This window comes from Pararhizobium sp. IMCC3301 (assembly GCF_030758315.1).
In the GTDB taxonomy this organism is placed as follows: Bacteria; Pseudomonadota; Alphaproteobacteria; order Rhizobiales.
This window is the reverse complement of record NZ_CP132336.1, coordinates 3,761,517-3,781,491: the sequence shown is the minus strand read 5'-3', so window position 1 is coordinate 3,781,491 and position 19,975 is coordinate 3,761,517. Positions and strand designations below refer to the sequence as shown.

Below are 19,975 nucleotides of genomic sequence, written 5' to 3'. Positions count from 1 at the left end.
TATCAGCTTGTTTTCGGCCGAACCGTTAAAAGCTTGATGATATCCTTATAAAGGAACTTCTTTTCAACCAGGTCCAACCCTGCGGCCTCGAGATATTGTTCCGTGTTGCGATTGAACTCAGCGCCATATGCGAAACGCACCCAAGGTGCCCATAGCTTCATGATGGAACGACGCAGGGGATTTTCTGACAATGCGTATTCCAGAATGTGGATTGTGCCGCCCGGTCTGCAAACCCGGTTCAGTTCTTTGAGGGCGGGCAGCTGGTGCTCGGCGTCCAGAACGCAAAAAAGAAAGGTCGAGACGACAGCGTCGAAACTGTCATCGGCAAAATCCATTTCCATCACATTCATTTCACGTAAATCAACCGGCGTGCCGAGCTTATCCCTGCGTTGCCTGGCGCGCGCCAGCATGGCCGAACTGAGATCAATCCCGACGACCTTTGACCCGTTTGGGTAAAAAGGGAAATTCCGCCCTGTGCCAACGCCGGCATCGAGCAAAGCGCCATTCACTCCGTCAAACAGCACTCTTCGCAAGGGTTTGTAGCGGCCATGTTCAAATGGAAGATCCAGGATATCATAAAGCCGGGCGATACGATTGTAGGTTTTATGTTTGAGCAAAGATAACTTCCTTGAGCATGCATCCTGCATAACGAGTTGGCTATTGGAGGCAACCAGACGATCATCGCTTCTGGATGGCTGATTGCGCGGTTTTCACGGTACTAACTGCGTCAAACTCTGGCAATGGGATAACATCAACTGGCATTCCCCTTTCGGATCGCCGGCTTAATCAGACTTATATTTGGGAAATGGCAGGTTCCAACCAAAGTGAATTGCCGAGACGCGCAGCACCAGAGCGACGATCAATCCGGCAAGGCCACGCACGTCAAATCCCAGCGACGCGGGCAGCAGTATATAGACTGAAGCGCCCGCCAGCGCCGCAGTGATATAGATTTCACGACGCATGATGACCGGCACCTCATTGCAGATCACATCGCGCAACAGCCCGCCGAAACTGGCGCTCATCGCTCCAAACAGGATCGCCACCAGCGGATGCGCCCCGGCCGCTTCGGCTTTGGCTGCGCCAAGCACACAAAACAGCGCCAGTCCGGCAGCATCAGCATAGAGCAGCCACTGCATACGGCGGCCCAGCAATCTGGAATTGAGCAGGCTGACCAGTACGGCGCTGACAATGCAGATTTCAAGTTCCAGAGGCCGCACGACCCAGCTTACCGGTGTCGCACCGAGCAGAAGATCGCGCAGGGTGCCGCCGCCGACACCGGTCACCGTGGCAACGAATGAAACCCCGACAACATCCATCCGGTTGCGCAGACCGAGCAATGCACCGCTGATGGCAAACACGGCCGTACCGATCAGGGCGAAAATATTGAACGCCTGTTGCACATCAATTTCAGTCACAGCATTCAATTCCATTACTCTGCCTGTCCGATTTGGCTAACTTGCAAGGCATGCAGCATTGCGCCACCCTTTAAAACAAATCCATTTGCGAGGCCGGTGCGGCCGGTTCAGGCTTTTGCGGATTTTCCATGACGATTTCGCTCACCAGCTCAGGATCGTCATTGCGCACAGAATTGACGCGGGTGCTGACCGGCACCGCTTCGAAGAAATCATCCGATACGGGATGCAACAGCTTGTGGGCCTGTTTGGAATCCACATGGGTGACGTCGAGCCATTCGTCAAAGTGCTCTGCCGGCAGCACAACAGGCATTCTGTGATGAATTTTTGAAAGCGTTTGATTTGCCGCCTGGGTCAGCAAGGCCCCCGAATCGATCAGATTACCGTCGGGTCCGGACCATTCCGCCCACAGACCGGCCATGGCGAACACGCCGTGATGTCTGGGCCGGATATAATAGGGCTGCTTGCGCTCGCCATCGCGGCGCCATTCGAAATAGCCTGACGCAGGGACGAGGCAGCGATGATGCCGTATCGAGCCCCTGAAACTGGGTTTTTCCAGAACGGTTTCCGTTCTGGCATTGATCAGCAGGCTGAATGTCTGCGGCTCTTTGACCCATTCGGGTACCAGCCCCCAGCGCACCAGACGCAAAACCCGCCGCGCCTGTTCCACACGGATGGTGGCAATTGGCTGGGTCGGCGCGATATTGTATCGCGGCGGAAAGTCTTCCGCAGCCCGGTCTTCCTGATGATAATCAAACAGTGCGGCCACAGCCTCATTGGGATGGGTAAGTGTAAAGCGTCCGCACACCTGACGATGAACCTCCTGAAGCAGACCGGTCTGAAACGGCAACGCCGCCAGCTATACAGTGATTCAATCTGGAAATCACGGTGATGATGCGATTTACTGCGGTCAAATTCCCTGGCTGCGAACCTGGTATGTCTGGACAGTGACGATGAATGCTGAGCAATGACCCGAACGGCTGAAGCACCCCCGGTTCCGGCGGTCTGTATCGCTGTCTGGCATGACGAGATGGTGCTGCTGGTGCGCCGGGGCCGCGAGCCGAACAAGGATTTGTGGGCTTTGCCGGGCGGCAAGGTTGATCCGGGAGAGACAATCCTGGAAGCGGCAAAGCGCGAATTGTTTGAGGAAACCAATTTGCGTGCAGAGCTGCACGATATCTTTCACAGGAAAGAGATCGTCGGCGCCGGATTTCATTATCAACTGCATTGTCTCAGCGCAGTAAATCCAGCCGGGGAACTTCGGGCCGGAGATGACGCGTCCGAAGCGCGTTGGTACAGCCCTGACGACATTGCAACGCTGCAGACGGTTCCCGGACTGACCGAAATTCTTCGGCGCAGCAGAGCCGACAGCCCTCCTGCCCCGTAACATCGCAGCTCCTCACAGGTCTGTGAACAGGATTGATTTGTGATTTCAGGCATCTATGCCACTCTCGCATGAACACGGAATTACCAAAATTCTCGGAGGAATTTCAGGGAGGACAGCATGCTGAATCTGACGTTTGCCCCCATATACTGTGCGACACCTGCTGTGGCAGCGGCACCGGATGAATCTGCAACCATCAGCGCTTCGCGGCTTTGGCTCTCTCTGACCATCGTTCCGCTTCTGGCGGTTTTTGCCAGCCAGGCGCTGGCCAATCCGGATCAGTGGCGATCCGAGGGCTGGCAAACGGATTTTTCGCAGAGCAGCATCACTTTCGACGAGATATTGTCCGGCGGCCCGCCGCGGGACGGCATTCCGTCAATTGACGATCCGAAATTCGTTACGGCAAAGGATATTTCCAATCTGGGAGCCCTGGAGCCGGTCATCAGAGTTGAGATAAATGGCGATATCCGGGCCTATCCCCTGCAGGTGATGACATGGCATGAAATCGTCAACGACATCGTTGGCGGCACCCCCGTGGCTGTCACCTATTGCCCGCTCTGCAACTCGGCGCTGGTGTTTGACCGCACCAGCAACGGGCTGACGCTTGAATTCGGAACGACCGGAAAACTCAGAAATTCCGATCTGGTGATGTATGACCGTCAGACTGAATCCTGGTGGCAGCAATTTACCGGAACCGCGATTGTCGGCAAGCTGCTGGGCACCGATCTGCGGATGATCCCAAGCCGCGTGGAAAGCTTTGAGCGTTTTCTCAATGCCAACCCTGATGGCAAGGTGCTGGTGCCGAACAATCCGAAAATGCGCAGATACGGCTCCAACCCTTATGTCAGTTATGACAGCCGCAACACACCCTACCCGCTGTTCCGCGGTGATCTGCCAAATGACATAGATCCGATGCTGCGTGTTGTGGTGGTGAAACAGGACGGCGCGCCGAAGGCAACCACACTGACCCATTTGCGGGAACAAGCTTCCGTCAGGCTTGGCAATGTGGAACTGACATGGGAAAGCGGCCAGAATTCCGCGCTGGACACAGACCGAATTTCCGAAGGCCGCGATGTGGGCAACGTCACGGCTTACGAAATCAAAGCCGATGGTAGCCGGGGCGACGAGGTGGTCTATGACGTGACCTTCGCCTTTGCCTATCTGGCATTTCATCCCGGAGCAGAAATACTTCAGAAATAGGGGTAACAAGAGCAAGAAGATTCTTGAATTTTGAAAGCCTTCGCGGCACGGTGCGTTTATGATCTCCAAACGTATCCGCGCCGTCTCTTTTTTTGCTGTTTGTCTGCTGCCTGTGCTGATGATGTCAGCGCATGGGCAGGCAGCACGGCCGGGTGACGGGCAGCCGCCTTACGAAACTGACCTTTTGAGGCTCGTCAGCATCATCGGTTCGCTGGAATTTCTGCATCCGCTGTGCAAGCGGCAACCAAGCGGGGTCTGGAAGGCGCAAATGGCCGGTCTTCTGGAGGCGGAAGAACCGGTGCCTGCGCGGCGCGCCAGGATGATGGCCAGCTACAACAAGGCTTACGCATTGCTGGAGCAACTCTACCGTACATGCACGCCGGCTGCCGAACTGATCACCCAGCGTTACGAAACCGAAGCCATTGAACTGACACGGCTTATGGCGACCACCTACCGCCCGGCACAAGCTGTCGCGCCCGAAACTGCAGCTGTCATCAATGACCCTGCAACGGCCCCGGAGCCGGCACCCGCCCACACTGATTGAGCTGTTCAGGCCATTTCAGGCTTTGTTGACTATAAAGGCGTTAACTCCGCCAATTGGTTCAGCTTTGTGATAAATTCTCGACAATGTTTCCGGATAGTGAGGTTGGCAATGCAGGATCTGTGGCAAGACGAAGAAGATTTCGAAGAGGATTTCGGACTGGCGGACCGCCAGCAAACTGCCTTGAATTCACTTCAGGCCGCCTGGGAAGAGGCATTGGAACAAGGCGTTGAGCAGGACATCCTGATCGAAACATCCCTGTTTGCTGCATTGTCCCAGATTATTCTGCAAAGCAGTGAAGGTGCTGCCGCGGATTATTGCGCAAAACTGCCGGAACGCATCGAAAATGGCGAATTCACGCTGTACCGGGTATTGAACTAAATCCGTTCACCGCTGCGTTGAAACATTTGACAGATCAGGCCATGTGACCTTTAGCTGTCACCCATGATCATAAATTATCTCTCTGTCCGGCTGGTCCGGAATCTGCTGGCTTGTGCCCTGAGCTTCTCTTTCGCCCTGTCAGGACCCGCGCTTCATGCCGCCCGAACGGTTGAGACCGAAACCTTTTCCCTGAAACCGCAATCCGTTCCGCCAGCCGGTGAGCAGGGAACCATTCCCGGAGCTGACGCCGGCCAGAAGGGTCAGCCGGGGATAGCCCCGCGAATTTCCTACGATATCAGCCTGCTGCCGCAGGCAGTGCAGAAAACCCGGGCAGCTCTGATCGCCGCAGCCCGGTCGGGCAATCTGGCCGCGTTGAACTCAGTCATTTCAGCAAATGGCCAGCCACCGGTCGTCGCTTTTGACGAGATTGACGATCCGGTCGGGCATCTCAGGGAATTATCCGGTGATGAAGAGGGGCAGGAAATCCTCGCCATTCTGCTGGAAATGCTGGAAGCGGGATATGCCCGGGTCGATGCGGAGACTGAGGCAGAAATTTATGTCTGGCCGTATTTTGCCTATGTCCCTCTGGATACGCTGACGCCAGAGCAACGGGTTGAACTGTTCACCCTTGTTACCGCTGGCGATTATGAGGGCATGAAGGCGTTCGGGGCCTATAATTTCTTCCGCGTCGGAATTTCACCGGACGGTGTCTGGCAGTTTTTCCTGACAGCGGATTAGCCCGGAGGCCAATCATCGGCCGAACTGAGCGCCGAACAGGGAGATGCCGAGGCGTGCGCGCACGCCGAACGCCAGATAGATCACCCGGAAACCGATGGAAATCGAGGTTGCCACCGCAGCGCCCAGCAGGCCGAAATAGGGAATCAGCGCCAAATTGAGAACCAGATTGACCAGCAGCGCGCCGAAATAGGATGACGCTGTCATGCCCTGGTGGCCGGTCATGTTGAGCAGATCCTCGGCGGAGGAAAAGGCCGCCTGAACCAGCAGGCCCGCCATCAGCACAAGCAGAACCGGGTAACCGCTGGTAAAGCCTGCCCCGAACAGTTTCAGCAGCAACGGACCGGCCACGGCCAGACCGGCACAGGCGATGACGGACAGCCAGAAGGAAATGCGGATCGTGGCCCGGGACAATGTTTTCAACTCGTCGGTTTTTCCTTCGGCATTGAGTTTTGAAAACACATTCGCGGTTCCGGCAGAGGCAGCAAAGCGCACGAAGCCGACAATCTGAGCAATCCGCGTCGCCACGAAATATATGCCGATCTCGGTCGGGCCGACAAAAAAGCTGAGCACCAGAATATCGGAGTAGGACACCAGCAGCGAGGCACCATCCTGCAAAGCCAGCGGTGCGGAAGTCCTGAACCAAGTGCGGCGCTCATAGGCTGGGACAGTGGCAATTGGCAGAGCGCGCCGCTCGGCAGACAGCCGCCGCGCCAGGATCACCGCCTGGATGGCCAGCGACAGGCCGATCGCGGCAAAGGCAACGAGCAGCGCAGTGGTCGCTGTTGCGGCAAAGCCGGAAACAACCGCCAGAACCAGAAACAGGCCAAGCAATGCGTGGCGCAGCAAATAGGTCGGGATCAATGCCAGAAGAACCCAGTGACGGGCACGGGCGAAACTCTCCATCATGTCCTGTAGCGCAAACAGCGGCACACAGACCGCTGCCAGCATCAGTGGCAGGAGATAATAATCCGGTATCGGCAACAGGCCGGACTTCAGAATACTGACACCCAGAACCGCTGCAAGGCTGCTGAACAGCAGCGGAATGATGAGAGAAAACCGGAAAAACCCCGCCGCCAGCCGGGTTTCCCCGGTGGTCCGGTAGCGCGCGAGATAGCGGATGGCGCTCATCGAAAAGCCGAAGGTCGTTGTATGGCCAAGGATGGCGATCCAGACCCAGCCCAGAGCGAAAATCCCGTATTCAAATTCGCCCAGAAGGCGGGCAAAAATGATCTGGGTGACATAGGCAACGGCGGCATTTGCGAGGCGGATAATCAGGGCGTAGAGGCTGGCGCGCCCTGCGGAAGCCGTGTCAGAGCCAGCTTCAGGGTCTGAACCATCCTCGCCTGACGGCAGATTTCTGACAGGCCGCAGCAGGGCAAGGACTGCTTTCAGTCTGCTTTTCAACGATTTTTGTGAAGCAACAGAGTCCTGCAATGCATCATCCGATATGTTCCCTGACCGGCAGGTTTATGCCGGGTTTTCACTTAAAGAAGCATGAAAACAGATTTTCATCGGAGCCCGCCGGCAGATCGGGAAAAGACCGGTGAGCCTATAAAAAAAGGGGCGATCCGCTTTGGGACCGCCCGTTTTAATCGGCAATTCTTGAGAAACAGATCAATTGTCGCTGGCAGCCTCTGCCAAATCAGCATTCAACTTTTCAACAGTTGCTGCCAATTCTGCAAGAGTTGCGTCTCTTTCGGCATTCTCAGCCTGCAACTGTTCAATCGTTGCGCGCAGCTCGGAAATGGTCTGGTCTTTGGTCGCGACTTCCGCCTTCAGCTCATCGATCGTCGAGTTAAGGCCTGTTGTCATGTCTGCTTTCGCCGCAACTTCACTCTGCAACGCATTAACTGTGCTGTTGAGACCGCCGGCCATTTCTTCCTTGGCAGCCACTTCTGCCCGCAATGTCTCGACCCTCGCGTTCAGATCCGACGCGATTTTTTCCTTGGCCGCAACTTCGGCCTGCAATTCATCCACCTTGGCGTTGAGACTGGTCGTCATTTCCTTGCTGGCTGCCAGTTCCGACTTCAGCCCGTCAACCGCCGAGCCCAGATCGGTCGCCATGACTTCCTTGCTGGCAAGATCGGAGGTCAGAGCTGCAACCTGATCCTGATAGGCCGTCAATTCGTTTTTCAACTCGGTCGTCATTGTGCTGTCAGTCTTGGCAGCCCTCGCTTCTGCTTCAGCTTTTGCCGACATCACCGCGACCTCTGCATCCGCCTTGGCCGCAGCCTGAGCGATGGCGGCTTCGGCCCGGACTCCGTCCAGCGCAGCGGTAGCTTCTTCAGCAGCCGCCCTGGCAGCTTCGGTTTCAGCCTGCGCAGTTTCCAGAGCGGTCCGGGCTTCAGCTTGCGCGGATTCCACAGCGGCCTGGGTTTCGGACTGGGCGGCTTCCAGAGCAGCCTGTGCTTCTGTCAGCGCAGCGGCGTCCGCTTCTGCAGCTGTTTTGGTATCGCTGACCATGGTTTCCAGACCGGATGCCTTGTCAGACAGCACGGTAATTTCATCCGCAGCTTTTCTGACATTCGCATCCTGGACAAAATAGCCGCCTGCAGCGCCGACTACGAGGCCTAGAATTCCAACAATTGCTTTGTTCATGAGTAATCCCCTGGGTAGATCTGACTTGTTTTATAGCTGAATCGTGACCGTCTGCCGATCTTTACGTTTCCAATAATCCATGTGGCACAAAAAAGCACGCTAATATGTGATTCACCATAGTGTTGTGATTATCCCTCGATTTTAGAGAAATCAGCAACTGTCAGTGTCGCCTCGCGAATACGGTTCAAAAGATTGAGCCGGTTTTCACGTATGGCGGCATCATCATCATTGACCATAACCTCGTCAAAAAAAGCATCAACCGGAGTGCGCAATTGCGACAAGGCGGTCATTGCGGCCGCGAAGTCCTGGGCCTCTACCGCGGTGCGGGCCTGTACAACAGCGTTCTCGACCGCCTTCGCCAATGTCTTTTCCGCATCCAGCTGCAACAGGTTGGCGGAGACGGCACCTGTGAAGGATTTTCGCTCTTTCTTCTCCTCGGCGCGCAATATATTGGCGGCGCGCTTACTGCCCGCCAGCAGCGCCACGCCATCATCACTTTCCAGAAACGCGCCAAGCGCTTCAACCCGGCGGGCGACCAGCCGCAGATCGTCAGCGCCCTCGCCCAGCACCGCATCGATCAGATCGTGCCGGCGGCCCTGATCGCGCAGATAGACCTTTAGCCGGTCATGCAGGAAGGACAGCAGGTCGTCGGCAATCGCCGTAGCTCCCGCATCGCTGCCGCCAGATTGCCGCAGGCCGGCCTGGCGGATGACAGGCGCAAGTGAAACGGAAAAATCACCGTCCAGGATCAACCTGATCACGCCGAGCGCCGCGCGCCGCAGGGCATAGGGATCCTTGGAGCCTGTGGGCTTCTCGTCGATCAGCCAGAACCCGGCAAGCGTGTCGAGCTTATCGGCCAGAGCGACGCAGACAGACACCGGGTCCGATGGCACTGTATCGCCCGGCCCCTGCGGTCTGTAATGGTCCTGGCAGGCGGCGGCCACAGCATCGCTTTCGCCCTGCGCGCTTGCATAATAGCGGCCCATCAGGCCCTGAAGTTCGGGAAACTCGCCAACCATCTCGGTGACGAGATCTGCCTTGCACAAATCTGCCGCGCGGCCCGCTTCTTCGCGGTCGGCACCCACAATGGGTGCAAGCTCACTCGCCAGCGCCTTGATCCGGGCCACCCGTTCCAGCTGGGTTCCCAGCATTTCATGAAAAATGATATTTCCGAGTTTTTCGACCCGGTTTTGAAGGGGCGTCTTCAGATCGGTATCCCAGAAGAACATCGCGTCTGACAGGCGTGCGCGCACAACTTTTTCATTGCCCGCTGTAATTTGCCGGCCGCCATCACTGGCAAGCAGATTGGAAACCAGAATAAACCGGTTGGTCAGAGCGCCGGTTTTCGGATCGCGCAGCACAAAGCACTTCTGATTGACGCGGATGGTGAGTTGGATAACCTCATCGGGCAGCGCCAGAAAACGCTCATCGAAGGTGCCCATCAGCACCACTGGCCATTCCACCAGGCCGGCGACTTCATGCAGCAACGCGGCATCTTCAACCAGATCGAGCGTCTGCGAAAAGGCGAGATTCTTGGCTTCCTGAAGAATGATTTCCTCGCGCCGGGAGCCGTCCAGAACGACTTTGGCGGCGTTCAGCTTGTCGGTATAATCATCGAAGCGGCGGATGCGGATCGCAGCCGGTGCCATAAAGCGGTGGCCGAAGGTGCGATCGCCAGATGCGATACCGTCAACTTCAAAAGCGACGATCTCCGTGTCCTCGGCTTCAGGCCCGAAGGTACACAGGATGGAGCGCAGCGGCCGGACCCAGCGCAAGGCGTCGGGTTGCGTCGAGCGCGCGCCCCAGCGCATGGATTTCGGCCACGGGAAATTTCGGATGATGGACGGCATTATCGCGGCAATAATGTCCTGTGCCGGACGGCCGGGCTTCTCGATCACGGCGACATAGAACTCGCCCTTTTTGGGATCGCTTTGAATCTGCGCGGCGGCAATCGAGTCAAGGCCAGCGGCGCGCATAAAGCCGTCCAGCGCTTTTTGCGGCGCGCCGACTTTCGGTCCCTTGCGCTCTTCACGCGTGTCAGCAGAACGTGCCGTGAGACCGTGAACGGTCAGCGCCAGGCGGCGCGGAGTGGCAAATCCCCTGGCGCCTTCATAGGTGAGCCCGGCTTCGACAAGTTCGTTGGTGACCAGCTTGCGCAGATCCTCACTGGCGCGCTGTTGCATGCGCGCCGGGATTTCTTCGGAAAACAGCTCCAGCATGAGATCAGGCATGGACGGCCTCCCCGGCGAGCGCACCGCCCGCTTCGGTCTGCAGAAAAGCTTCGCCACAGGCTTTGGACAGGTCGCGAACGCGCAGAATGTAGCTTTGCCGCTCAGTTACTGAAATGACGCCGCGTGCATCCAGAAGGTTGAAGATGTGGCTGGCTTTGATGCACTGATCATAGGCTGGCAGCACAACCTTGTGGATGCCGTCTCCAGCCTCCTCGCGCTGGCGCGCCCCAGCGGCGAGCAATGCCATACATTCCGCCTCGGCATCCCTGAAATGTTGAAACAGTATGTCGGTGTCGGCATGTTCAAAATTATGCCGCGAATATTCCTGTTCGGCCTGCAGGAACACATCGCCATAGGAAATGCGCTCATCGCCATCGCGACCATTGAAATTCAGATCGTAAACATTATCGACACCTTGAACATACATGGCAAGGCGCTCCAGCCCGTAGGTCAGTTCGCCCGCCACCGGGCTGCACTCAATGCCGCAGACCTGCTGAAAATAGGTGAACTGGGAGACTTCCATGCCGTCGCACCAGCACTCCCAGCCTAGCCCCCAGGCCCCCAGGGTCGGGCTTTCCCAGTCATCTTCGACAAAACGCACATCATGCAGGGCGGTATCCACACCAATCGCTGCAAGACTTTTCAGGTAGAGCTCCTGAAGATCCGGCGGAGAGGGTTTCAACAGCACCTGGAACTGGTAATAATGCTGCAACCGGTTGGGGTTTTCGCCATAGCGGCCATCACCGGGACGACGCGAGGGCTGGACATAGGCCGCCCGCCAGGGTTTTGGCCCCAGCGCCCGCAAAGTGGTGGCGGGGTGAAACGTGCCCGCACCCACTTCCATATCGTAAGGCTGCAATACGACACAGCCATAATCGGCCCAGAAGCGCTGCAAAGCCAGAATCAGGCCCTGAAAGGACCGCTCCGGGCGCATATGTGGCGGCAGGTCGGCTGCCGGGAACTGCTGGTCTGGTTGCAACATGAAATGACCTGGATTGTCCGGAAGAAAGCATTGGCAATTGTGGCGCGGTGTTGCCATGACGCGGCCAACGGGTCAAGCAGTGCGATGCTCAGTTCTGGTCGCGCTTGTTTTTGCGGACCGAATAGCGGCCGGTTTCCGGGTCGTAATCCAGTTCTTCAATCGTGTTGTTTTCGCTCTTGTCAGGCTGGTCTGGCTCGCCACCGCCGCTGGTCAGATGGGCAAAAAATTTATGCCGTTTTGCCGCGATATAAACCGCCGCAATAATGCCAACCAGAATCAGAAGTTTTGCCAGCATGAGGAAATCCTACAAACCAAAGCGTGCCCAGAGGGCACGGTCTTCCAGCGAACCAACCAGGCCATCGCTGAGCTGACGCGCCAGATTATCCTGACTTGTTCCGCCAAACAGCCTGCGCATGCTGAAGCCCTTCTTGGTATCGATCAGTTTCAGCCGGGTTTTTTCACCATAGCGCTCTTTCAATGTCGAGCGAATTTCGCCTATGCCGTCAATCAATCCCAATGAAAGCGCGGTCTTGCCGGTCCAGAACAATCCGTTGAACAAGGTTTCGTCATCTTCCTTCAGCACATCGGCTCGCCGGGATTTTACTACATCGATAAAGGTTTCGTGGATTTCTTCCTGAAGCTGTTTGAGGTGGGCGACGTCTTCCTTCTTTTCCGGCAGGAACGGGTCGAGTGTCGATTTGCTCTTGCCCGAGGTATAGACGCGGCGCTCAACGCCGAGTTTGCTGATCGCCTTGTTCAAGCCGAAACTGGCGGAGATGACACCGATTGACCCGACCACCGAGGATGGATCGGCGATGATTTCATCACCCGCCACTGCAATGAAATAGCCGCCCGAAGCTGCCACGTCCTCGACAAACACCAGAACCGTTTTCTCCTTTTCCTCAGCAAGTTGCCGGATTCTCTGGAAAATCAGATTCGACTGGACAGGCGAACCGCCTGGAGAATTGACAACAATCGCCACCGCCGGCGCATCCTTGTATGAAAAAGCCTTTTCCAGCGCCGGAGCAATGGCTGCCAGGTTCAGACCGGGCCGCAAATGGCTGCCCGAGGCAATGACGCCGCTCAGCCGGATCACCGGCACAACAGGGGGCGGTGTGCGGTACTTTTCCGGAAGATAAACGCGAATTCGGTTTTTAAAGGCAGTGAACAAGGGAGAACTCCGGAAGAGAGGGGGAACAATTCTTGTTAGATGGTCTATTGCGAAGCGGATTTAAAGGGGTCACTCCAAATCCGGAAATCCCTTACCCTGCCGCAGGATCGCTTTGGCTTGTGCCGTGTTTCCGGCCTCATCATGAACGATAAAATCCGGCAGCAATGTCAGTTCGCCGCGGCTGCCCTTTTGTCCGCATACCACCACTCTGTTGGCTTTTTTTCCGGCGCGCGGATGGATCGGTCTGATCTGGATTCCACCGAACCGACCTTCGCATAGTTTAAGCACTTCAACCAGAGCATTGGCGGTGTGAATCAGCGCCATATGCCCGCCCGGCTTCAACAACATAGCGGCAAGGCGGAACCAGGTTTCCAGATCGCCCTCCCCCAGCACATGCGCCTCGCGGCGATGCGGATGTGGAGAACTGCGGACTTTCTCCTGAAGATAGAATGGCGGGTTGGCGATCACCCAGTCGGCGGAATTGGCCGCAAGTCCGGCCATTTCGCGGGCTGGTGCCGGCATCAAAATGTCAGCCTGGATGATTTGGATGCGGTCTGCGAAGCCTTTGTTTTCGGGTAATTGACGGCCTTTTTCCGCAAGCTCCAGCATGTCTTCATCGCGTTCAACCAGACATACGCTGAGACCAGGTGCGCGGGCGGCCGCACAAAACCCCGCGGCTCCGCTTCCCGCACCAAGATCATACAGAACCCCGGTCGCGTCGGCCGGAACCACTGCCGCCAGAAACACGGCATCCATACCGGAGCGGTGGCCTTCTGCACGCGGCTGCAGAACGTAGGCACCTCCGCCGATAAACTGATCTTTGGATGCTGGCGTCGTCATCCCATCGGGCCTGCCCTAATCGCTGCGCAATTCGTGACCGATACCGGCCTCATTGAACAGGCTTCGAGCTTCAGCTTCCTGCCCCTCCGCCACCAGCAGCCGCCGTGGCAGAACGCCAATCGATCCGTCCAGCACACTCATATTCTGGTCCAGCACAAGGTAATCGATTCCTGCTTCGTCAAAAAGCGATTCGACAAACGAAATCAGTACCATATCGTTTGTTCTAAGGATTTCTTTCACACCCTGGTCTCCATTGTGCGCGCCGTCGCAACCATATATGACCACAGAATTCCCGGTTCGACAAAATCTTTGCGGAAGTCGCGGTTCTGCAAGGTGACGCGAAACCGGGCGATTTAGGAATAACTGAAGCACCAGTTGTTATTGCGCGATCAAGCTTCTATCCTAAGGGCTGGTTTTTCACTAAATATCCGACACCCTCATGTCTCAATTTCAGAAAGCAGTTTAATGGGAATTGTTGTCTCCCTCGCCGCGGGAAAAGATCAGCCGCCGAGCATTGAAAATCTCGTTGCCCTGACCAAACCCGGCATGAATCAGGTCAATGACCTGATTCTTAAAATGGCGAGTGCGAATGTGGAGATGATTCCGGAAATTGCGGAATATCTGATTTCTTCGGGCGGCAAACGCCTGCGGCCGATGCTGACACTGGCTGCTGCCGAAATGTGCGGCTATGAAGGCGGCGGCCATGTCAAACTGGCGGCCTGTGTCGAGTTCATGCACACCGCCACCCTGTTGCATGATGATGTGGTGGATGAAAGCGACATGCGGCGCGGAAAAAAATCTGCGCGTATGGTGTGGGGCAACCAGGCCAGCGTTCTTGTTGGTGATTATCTTCTGGGCCAGTCGTTTCGGATGATGGTTGAGGTCGGATCGCTCGATGCGCTCGATATCCTGTCCACGGCTTCCTCGGTAATTGCCGAAGGCGAAGTGATGCAACTTGTTGCGGCCAAAAACACCGCCACCACGGAAGATGAATATCTTGATGTCATCCGGGCCAAGACCGCCGCGCTGTTTTCCGCTGCAGCAGAAGTCGGACCGGTGCTGGCGAATGCGCCTAAATCGGCCCGCTCTGCATTCCGTTCCTATGGCACCAATCTTGGTCTGGCGTTCCAGCTGATTGATGATGCGCTGGATTATGGCGGCTCGGCGGCAGACCTTGGCAAAGACGTCGGCGACGATTTGCGCGAGGGCAAAATCACCTTGCCTGTAGTCCTGTCCTACCGCAGGGGAAGCGATGCCGACAGGGCGTTCTTCGACCGGGTGCTGATGGAGGGCGAGGTGCAGGACGGCGATCTGGAAACCGCGATTGCCACCATGACCCGGCTGGACGCGCTTAAAGACACGGTGGAGCGTGCCAGCCATTACGGGGCAGTTGCCAAAGATGCCCTTGCGGCGTTTCCGGACAGCAACATGAAGAAAAGTTTATTGGAGACTGTGGAATTCTGCATCTATCGTGGCCATTAGAAGCGCCATAAAATGATCTGAAATGCATGTCAGCTGAACTTTCCGGTGATCTTGCCGGATTTGCGGCAGCACATGACGAGAGAGTCTGGACATGACGAGAGAGTCTGGCGCCCAAGACTGCAGAACCAGTCGTATTGAAGATGGAACAAATGGCATCACAAACAGCAGCTATAAATTTTTCGACCTCTGCAAACGGGCGTAAGTCCCGCGGCGTAGCGACAATGAGGTCCCTGGCTGCAGTGGTGCTGCTGGCCGGCGCCATCATCGTGCCCTCACTGCCCTCATCAGCCCGCGAAGATACCGAATCGCTGCGCTTTGCGCGCGGATTGTCCGGTAATTTCCTGGCCGCGCGGATTGCCGCCGACGACAAGGACACGCTCGCGGCAGTGCAGTTTTTTGAACGCGCGCTGGGCAAAGACCCGACCAATCCGGTCCTGATCCAGCAGGCGTTTTTCCTGCATCTCATGAACGGTGATGTTGACAGCGCGCTGCCCTACGCCGCGGAAATTCTGCAATTCGACTCGTCCAATGATCTGGCCCGCACGGTCCTCGGCATCTCGGCCCTGAAGCAGGGCAATTACGGTGAAGCGATCGACGAATTTGAGGAAGCTTCGGGAAAAACACCCCTGGAGCTGCTGACAAACCAGCTGCTGGCAGCCTGGGCGGAAGCCGGCAAAGATGATCTGACTGGCGCTTTGGCGCGCGTCGACATGCTGGAAGGCCCGGACTGGTATGAAAGTTTCCGCTCATTTCATGGCGGATTGATTGCCGATCACCTGGGAAACCGTGAGCAGGCCTTTCAGCGCATCGCCAGAGCCTATGAATATGATCAGTCAGCACTTCGTATTGTGGAAGGTTTTGCCCGCCTGCAGGCGTTGAAAAACGCTCCGGAAAAAGGCCAGGCTGCGATAAGGGCATTCAAACAACAAGCGCCTCGCCATCCCTATATGGACCGCGTGGAAGCCGATCTGGAGGCTGGCAGGCAGGTCGATCTGACGACGACGGCCAGAAATGGCGCTGCCGAGGTGCTGTTCGGATTGGGCTCGGCGCTTGGCCGCGATGGCGGCACCGAGCTGCCGAAAATCTATCTGCAGCTGTCGCTGTATCTCAATCCGCGCTCGGATCTGGCGATCATGGCACTGGTTGATATCTACAATCAGGATGAAAAATACGCCGAGGCTGTCAAACTGGTTGATGCATTGCCGCAAGAATCGGTTTTCAGCTATGCTGCAAAAGTCGAAGCGGCGCGCAATCTGGCTCGCATGGAACAGGTCGATGAGGCGATCAGGCGCCTGACCAATGTGGCGCGCGTCGCAGAAGATCCGTTTTCTGCAAATCTTACGCTGGCCAATCTGCTGCGGTTTGAAAAACGCTTCGAGGAAGCCAATGCAATCTACGACATCATAATTGAAGGCGTTGAAGAATTGGAGCAGCGGCACTGGTCGTTGTTTTATTCCCGCGCCATCACCTATGAACGCACTGACAGATGGGACGCTGCAGAGGCTGATTTCAGAAAAGCGCTGGAGCTGTTTCCCGATCAGCCACTTGTGCTGAATTATCTGGGATATTCGTTTGTCGACAAGGGGATCAATCTGGATGAAGCGCTGACGATGATCCAGAAAGCGGTTGAACAGCGCCCTGACGAAGGTTTCATTCTCGACAGTCTGGGCTGGGCCTACTACCAGCTTGGACGTTATGAAGAGGCTGTTACCGAGTTGGAGAAAGCCGCCGACAAGATGGCCGGTGATCCGCTGGTTCTCGATCATCTTGGTGATGCCTATTGGCGGGCGGGCCGAATTCTGGAGGCTCAGTTCCAATGGGCTCATGCCCGCGATCTGGAACCGGAAGACGCGGACGCACTGGCAAAAATCCTCGCCAAGCTGGAAAACGGGCTGCCGCCTCTGGCACCGACAAAAGTTGCCGCAAATGCAGGCGACACAGTGGTGGATCTGGCCAATGATGAGGGAAAAGCGCAGCAGACCCATATTGTCGCAGAAGGTGAAAGCCTTTGGGATATCGCGAAAGCTTTGCTGGGTGACGGCGATGCGTTCCTCGACATTCTGGCTTTGAACCGTGATCGGTTGCCGGAAAACGGCCCCTTGGTGGCTGGCACGGAATTGAACCTTCCAGATCGCAAATAGGCGCCGGGACCCTGATGTCCCCTATGCTTGATCCCGGCGTAGTTTGCGAAAACGCCTGGGCCAAGATCAATCTTGCTCTCCACGTCACCGGCAAACGGGATGATGGCTTGCATCTGCTCGATTCACTCGTGGTCTTCGCAAAAGCGGCCGATGTCGTGACAGTCAGCAAGGCCGGAACAACGTCACTGACGATTGCCGGCGCGCATGCTGCAGCGATTGCCGGTGAGCCCGACAACCTTGTCTTGAAGGCGGCCTATGCGCTACAGGAAAGCGCCGCGCTGCGCGGCCAGGAACCGGGCAACGCCGCCATATCCTTGCAGAAAAATCTGCCTGTCGCGGCCGGCATCGGAGGCGGTTCGGCGGATGCCGCCGCCACTTTGCGCGCGCTGAATCAATTGTGGAATCTTGAGCTGACACTGCAGGAACTGGAGCTGATAGGTGCAGGTTTGGGCGCCGATGTCGCCGCCTGTGTCGGTGCACGGGCCTGTCACATGAGCGGTATTGGTGAACGGGTTACCGCTGTCACAGCGGATCGAATTCCGGTTTTTTCAATGGTTCTGGTCAATCCCGGAACAGGTGTCCTGACAGCGGATGTGTTTGCAGCGCTGAACAAATCTGACGATGCAGGTCTACCGGCTTTACCCGAGGAAGCCAGTCTGCCGCTCTGGCTTGCCTGGTTGAAAGAGACCCGCAACGATCTGTTCGAGCCTGCCGTCACAGTTTGCCCTGACATTCTGCAGGTGGTCGGCGCACTTGAAAAGTCGGGCGCGCTGCTGGCGCGCATGTCAGGCTCCGGCGCGACGTGTTTCGGGCTGTTTGAAAATGGCGAACAATCCTCGGCTGCAGCGAACACCATTGCAGTGGCGCATCCGAACTGGTGGGTGGTCACCACCGAAACACTCTGACACGCACTGCTGATGTGCCCTGCCCTCCTGCGGCTGCGAACCATACGATTTGAAACAGTCCGCCGGCCTTCTTGTCAGGTACGGCCTTCTCGTCAGATACGGGGGCTGATAATCAAAGGGCCAGCAATTCTCGATACGGATCTGCGCAATTCCGATCATCGAATATCGTACCGATCTCGCCCTCGGGCGCGGGAAGACCACACAGGGCAGCGGCGGTTTTCAGAACGCCCTTCGCATCAGTCGCCATATCTTCATAGGTGACTATTCGAACGATATCAGGGAATTTCTCTGCCATGAGGTCCATCATTTTCTGATACCAGGCAATGTGTTCGCGAATTGTGGAAATATCGTAGGCATAGGCATTTCCACTTTGATAGCTTCTCATATAAATCCGCAACGTCAGGTCATCGATATTTCGTTTCACGAATATGAAACGACAATTCGGAATATGATCTGCAAATTCCGCGGCATTTTGCATGTAAGCCGGGTGTGTATTGGTAAATACTTTCGCAGATCCGGCCCGGCGTTGCAGTTCCTCCACATAATTCATCTGAAACTGAGGATAGAATTGGGGCGGCAAATGTTCCAGACTCCAGCTGGTGATAAGACCTGCATCCTGAAAGGTGCGATTTATGGCGTTTTCCGGGCCACTGTTTTCAAACCCTCTTTTGACCCCATCAAGCCCGAAGACAAGTCTCTCCAACGTTGTCTTGCCGGATCGTGAGGGACCGAAAATGAACAGCGTGAGAGGCACACCCCTGGTCGTGATCCCTGTACCCGGCGCGCGTTTTTCAAGCCACAAAAGACTGTATTTTTGCCGCTCCCTCATTTTCGCCAGTTGGTCCTGCAAACGGTTCGCGTAAATTCGGTTCGCAACCCGCAATTCCTCGCAGGCCTCTTCAAATTCACTCCGCCGGTCATGGGCATGAGCCTTGACGAAGGCCAGCTCTTCCGTTTTGTCGCGTCTCAGTCCGTCGTGCCGGCTGACAGGTTTTTTGACAGCGTCCATCAGATCGATGTCGATCAGATCTTCGGGAAGATGAATGACAGTGGTCAACATATCAAGCGAATGAATGCCTCGTGCCAGAAGGGGTTTGATTACTCTGGCCGCGTCCGCGTCGTCGCCGAGTGAAATATAGGTCCGGGCAAGGCCCATACTGGCATCGAGAAATTCCGGCTGCCGCTTGAGGGCTTCCAGAAAGGCATCGCGACTGAGCTCATATTCCCTTTCCTGACGGTAAATCAATCCAAGCGTTGCAAGCACAGTCGGGTCATTCGGTTTTAAAAGCCTCGCGCGCTCAAGAATTTGAGCGGCCATTTCTCCAGCGTGAAGGTTAAGGCAGACCCCACTCAGCGCCGTCAGTGTTATCCAACTGTTGGGATTCAGTGTTGCAGCCTGAAAAAGCGGGCCCAAAGCGCGGGCGCTTTCTTTCTTGTCCGCATAGGTCAGGCCCAGTGTATGAAGCGCGGCAAAATAATTCGGATGCTGGTTCAGCAAACCGATACAAATTTTCTCTGCCTGATTGTACTTACCCTGCCTGCGAAACGATTCTGCCTGTTCCAGCCTCTCACGGGCATCTTTGAACGGGTTGTCAGATGTCTGCACAAGATGTTGCTTGTTTTTGGATCCGATCTTAGCCAATGACTGTTGGTCCTTTTGTTCCTGATCTCCGATTGCTGTCATATTTCGCTGTGGTTTGGAACCGGTTATTGTTCGAGTCCCACACGTAAGAGTAGTATTTTGTGCTGTAGGCTGCCGTCATCTCCACCAGGACTCGAACATCAAGCAAATTTTCATGAATTGCGGCATTTTTGCAACAGCCAAATAATTGACGCACTGATTTTGGATTTGTGCCAACTCATCCAACGAGTCTTTTTCCCGGCGGACAGAGTCTTTCGTACGTTAATTCGTTGAAATACATCAAATTATCGCCACAATTCACGAATTCGAATATGAGATTTCCAAGAA

At 56.0% G+C, this 19,975-nt stretch carries 20 protein-coding genes; 8 read left to right on the top strand and 12 right to left on the bottom strand.

Going from position 1 to position 19,975, the window contains the following annotated elements; genetic code table 11:
• Positions 1–2 precede the first annotated feature (2 nt).
• From RAL88_RS18180 to RAL88_RS18170, 3 genes are all read right to left on the bottom strand, one after another.
• Complete coding sequence (locus RAL88_RS18180; RefSeq protein ID WP_306265395.1) at positions 3–617, bottom strand: class I SAM-dependent methyltransferase; 615 nt, start codon at positions 615–617, stop codon at positions 3–5.
• Between the two features lie 165 nt (positions 618–782).
• The gene (locus RAL88_RS18175; RefSeq protein WP_306265394.1) at positions 783–1,430 is read right to left on the bottom strand and encodes a trimeric intracellular cation channel family protein; all 648 of its coding nucleotides are present in this window, start codon (positions 1,428–1,430) and stop codon (positions 783–785) included.
• 55 nt (positions 1,431–1,485) lie between these two features.
• The gene (locus RAL88_RS18170; RefSeq protein WP_306265392.1) at positions 1,486–2,220 is read right to left on the bottom strand and encodes an SOS response-associated peptidase; all 735 of its coding nucleotides are present in this window, start codon (positions 2,218–2,220) and stop codon (positions 1,486–1,488) included.
• 159 nt (positions 2,221–2,379) lie between these two features.
• On the opposite strand from RAL88_RS18170, the gene RAL88_RS18165 reads away from it, so the two are divergent.
• From RAL88_RS18165 to RAL88_RS18145, 5 genes are all read left to right on the top strand, one after another.
• Complete coding sequence (locus tag RAL88_RS18165; RefSeq protein ID WP_306265389.1) at positions 2,380–2,799, top strand: NUDIX hydrolase; 420 nt, start codon at positions 2,380–2,382, stop codon at positions 2,797–2,799.
• A 117-nt stretch (positions 2,800–2,916) separates the two neighbouring features.
• Positions 2,917–3,996 (top strand): DUF3179 domain-containing protein, encoded by a 1,080-nt coding sequence (locus tag RAL88_RS18160; protein ID WP_306265387.1) that lies wholly within the window; start codon positions 2,917–2,919, stop codon positions 3,994–3,996.
• 58 nt (positions 3,997–4,054) lie between these two features.
• Positions 4,055–4,540, top strand: coding sequence for a TIGR02301 family protein (locus RAL88_RS18155; protein ID WP_306265386.1), 486 nt, complete (start codon positions 4,055–4,057; stop codon positions 4,538–4,540).
• A gap of 108 nt (positions 4,541–4,648) precedes the next feature.
• On the top strand, positions 4,649–4,918 hold the full coding sequence (locus RAL88_RS18150) for a hypothetical protein (protein WP_306265385.1): 270 nt from the start codon (positions 4,649–4,651) through the stop codon (positions 4,916–4,918).
• 63 nt (positions 4,919–4,981) lie between these two features.
• Positions 4,982–5,656 carry a hypothetical protein gene (locus RAL88_RS18145; RefSeq protein WP_306265384.1) on the top strand — a complete coding sequence of 225 codons (675 nt, stop codon included), beginning with the start codon at positions 4,982–4,984 and terminating at the stop codon, positions 5,654–5,656.
• A gap of 12 nt (positions 5,657–5,668) precedes the next feature.
• Here the strand turns inward: RAL88_RS18145 and RAL88_RS18140 are convergent, their stop codons facing one another.
• From RAL88_RS18140 to RAL88_RS18105, 8 genes are all read right to left on the bottom strand, one after another.
• A complete protein-coding gene (locus tag RAL88_RS18140; RefSeq protein ID WP_306265383.1) occupies positions 5,669–7,090 on the bottom strand; it encodes a lipopolysaccharide biosynthesis protein in 1,422 nt (473 codons plus the stop codon).
• Between the two features lie 180 nt (positions 7,091–7,270).
• Positions 7,271–8,254 carry a hypothetical protein gene (locus RAL88_RS18135; RefSeq protein WP_306265381.1) on the bottom strand — a complete coding sequence of 328 codons (984 nt, stop codon included), beginning with the start codon at positions 8,252–8,254 and terminating at the stop codon, positions 7,271–7,273.
• Positions 8,255–8,382: 128 nt separating this feature from the next.
• Entirely contained in the window at positions 8,383–10,485 is a 2,103-nt protein-coding gene (gene glyS / locus RAL88_RS18130; protein ID WP_306265379.1) for a glycine--tRNA ligase subunit beta, read from the bottom strand.
• Positions 10,478–11,467 carry a glycine--tRNA ligase subunit alpha gene (locus RAL88_RS18125; protein WP_306265378.1) on the bottom strand — a complete coding sequence of 330 codons (990 nt, stop codon included), beginning with the start codon at positions 11,465–11,467 and terminating at the stop codon, positions 10,478–10,480. The genes glyS and RAL88_RS18125 overlap by 8 nt, the downstream gene beginning before the upstream one ends.
• A gap of 88 nt (positions 11,468–11,555) precedes the next feature.
• A complete protein-coding gene (locus RAL88_RS18120; RefSeq protein ID WP_306265376.1) occupies positions 11,556–11,762 on the bottom strand; it encodes a hypothetical protein in 207 nt (68 codons plus the stop codon).
• A gap of 9 nt (positions 11,763–11,771) precedes the next feature.
• Complete coding sequence (locus RAL88_RS18115; RefSeq protein WP_306265374.1) at positions 11,772–12,638, bottom strand: S49 family peptidase; 867 nt, start codon at positions 12,636–12,638, stop codon at positions 11,772–11,774.
• A 69-nt stretch (positions 12,639–12,707) separates the two neighbouring features.
• On the bottom strand, positions 12,708–13,478 hold the full coding sequence (locus RAL88_RS18110; RefSeq protein ID WP_306265372.1) for a tRNA1(Val) (adenine(37)-N6)-methyltransferase: 771 nt from the start codon (positions 13,476–13,478) through the stop codon (positions 12,708–12,710).
• 15 nt (positions 13,479–13,493) lie between these two features.
• Positions 13,494–13,718: a DUF2007 domain-containing protein gene (locus RAL88_RS18105; protein WP_306265371.1), complete on the bottom strand. Its 225-nt coding sequence runs from the start codon at positions 13,716–13,718 to the stop codon at positions 13,494–13,496.
• A 225-nt stretch (positions 13,719–13,943) separates the two neighbouring features.
• On the opposite strand from RAL88_RS18105, the gene RAL88_RS18100 reads away from it, so the two are divergent.
• The 3 genes from RAL88_RS18100 (at position 13,944) to RAL88_RS18090 (ending at position 18,006) form a co-directional block, all read left to right on the top strand.
• Positions 13,944–14,960 (top strand): polyprenyl synthetase family protein, encoded by a 1,017-nt coding sequence (locus tag RAL88_RS18100; RefSeq protein WP_306265369.1) that lies wholly within the window; start codon positions 13,944–13,946, stop codon positions 14,958–14,960.
• A 221-nt stretch (positions 14,961–15,181) separates the two neighbouring features.
• Entirely contained in the window at positions 15,182–17,101 is a 1,920-nt protein-coding gene (locus tag RAL88_RS18095; RefSeq protein ID WP_306265367.1) for a tetratricopeptide repeat protein, read from the top strand.
• A gap of 14 nt (positions 17,102–17,115) precedes the next feature.
• Positions 17,116–18,006 carry a 4-(cytidine 5'-diphospho)-2-C-methyl-D-erythritol kinase gene (locus tag RAL88_RS18090; protein ID WP_306265366.1) on the top strand — a complete coding sequence of 297 codons (891 nt, stop codon included), beginning with the start codon at positions 17,116–17,118 and terminating at the stop codon, positions 18,004–18,006.
• 112 nt (positions 18,007–18,118) lie between these two features.
• Here RAL88_RS18090 and RAL88_RS18085 read toward each other — a convergent pair whose 3' ends face one another.
• Entirely contained in the window at positions 18,119–19,612 is a 1,494-nt protein-coding gene (locus RAL88_RS18085; RefSeq protein ID WP_306265365.1) for a tetratricopeptide repeat-containing sulfotransferase family protein, read from the bottom strand.
• Between the last annotated feature and the right edge of the window lie 363 nt (positions 19,613–19,975).

What these genes read in the sequence shown, in the direction of transcription:
- RAL88_RS18175 (WP_306265394.1), bottom strand. Translation starts at nt 1,430, where the DNA reads ATGGAATTGAATGCTGTGACTGAAATTGATGTGCAACAGGCGTTCAAT.
- RAL88_RS18165 (WP_306265389.1), top strand. Translation starts at nt 2,380, where the DNA reads ATGACCCGAACGGCTGAAGCACCCCCGGTTCCGGCGGTCTGTATCGCT.
- RAL88_RS18160 (WP_306265387.1), top strand. Translation starts at nt 2,917, where the DNA reads ATGCTGAATCTGACGTTTGCCCCCATATACTGTGCGACACCTGCTGTG.
- RAL88_RS18155 (WP_306265386.1), top strand. Translation starts at nt 4,055, where the DNA reads ATGATCTCCAAACGTATCCGCGCCGTCTCTTTTTTTGCTGTTTGTCTG.
- RAL88_RS18150 (WP_306265385.1), top strand. Translation starts at nt 4,649, where the DNA reads ATGCAGGATCTGTGGCAAGACGAAGAAGATTTCGAAGAGGATTTCGGA.
- RAL88_RS18145 (WP_306265384.1), top strand. Translation starts at nt 4,982, where the DNA reads ATGATCATAAATTATCTCTCTGTCCGGCTGGTCCGGAATCTGCTGGCT.
- RAL88_RS18135 (WP_306265381.1), bottom strand. Translation starts at nt 8,254, where the DNA reads ATGAACAAAGCAATTGTTGGAATTCTAGGCCTCGTAGTCGGCGCTGCA.
- glyS (WP_306265379.1), bottom strand. Translation starts at nt 10,485, where the DNA reads ATGCCTGATCTCATGCTGGAGCTGTTTTCCGAAGAAATCCCGGCGCGC.
- RAL88_RS18125 (WP_306265378.1), bottom strand. Translation starts at nt 11,467, where the DNA reads ATGTTGCAACCAGACCAGCAGTTCCCGGCAGCCGACCTGCCGCCACAT.
- RAL88_RS18120 (WP_306265376.1), bottom strand. Translation starts at nt 11,762, where the DNA reads ATGCTGGCAAAACTTCTGATTCTGGTTGGCATTATTGCGGCGGTTTAT.
- RAL88_RS18110 (WP_306265372.1), bottom strand. Translation starts at nt 13,478, where the DNA reads ATGACGACGCCAGCATCCAAAGATCAGTTTATCGGCGGAGGTGCCTAC.
- RAL88_RS18100 (WP_306265369.1), top strand. Translation starts at nt 13,944, where the DNA reads ATGGGAATTGTTGTCTCCCTCGCCGCGGGAAAAGATCAGCCGCCGAGC.
- RAL88_RS18095 (WP_306265367.1), top strand. Translation starts at nt 15,182, where the DNA reads ATGAGGTCCCTGGCTGCAGTGGTGCTGCTGGCCGGCGCCATCATCGTG.
- RAL88_RS18090 (WP_306265366.1), top strand. Translation starts at nt 17,116, where the DNA reads ATGTCCCCTATGCTTGATCCCGGCGTAGTTTGCGAAAACGCCTGGGCC.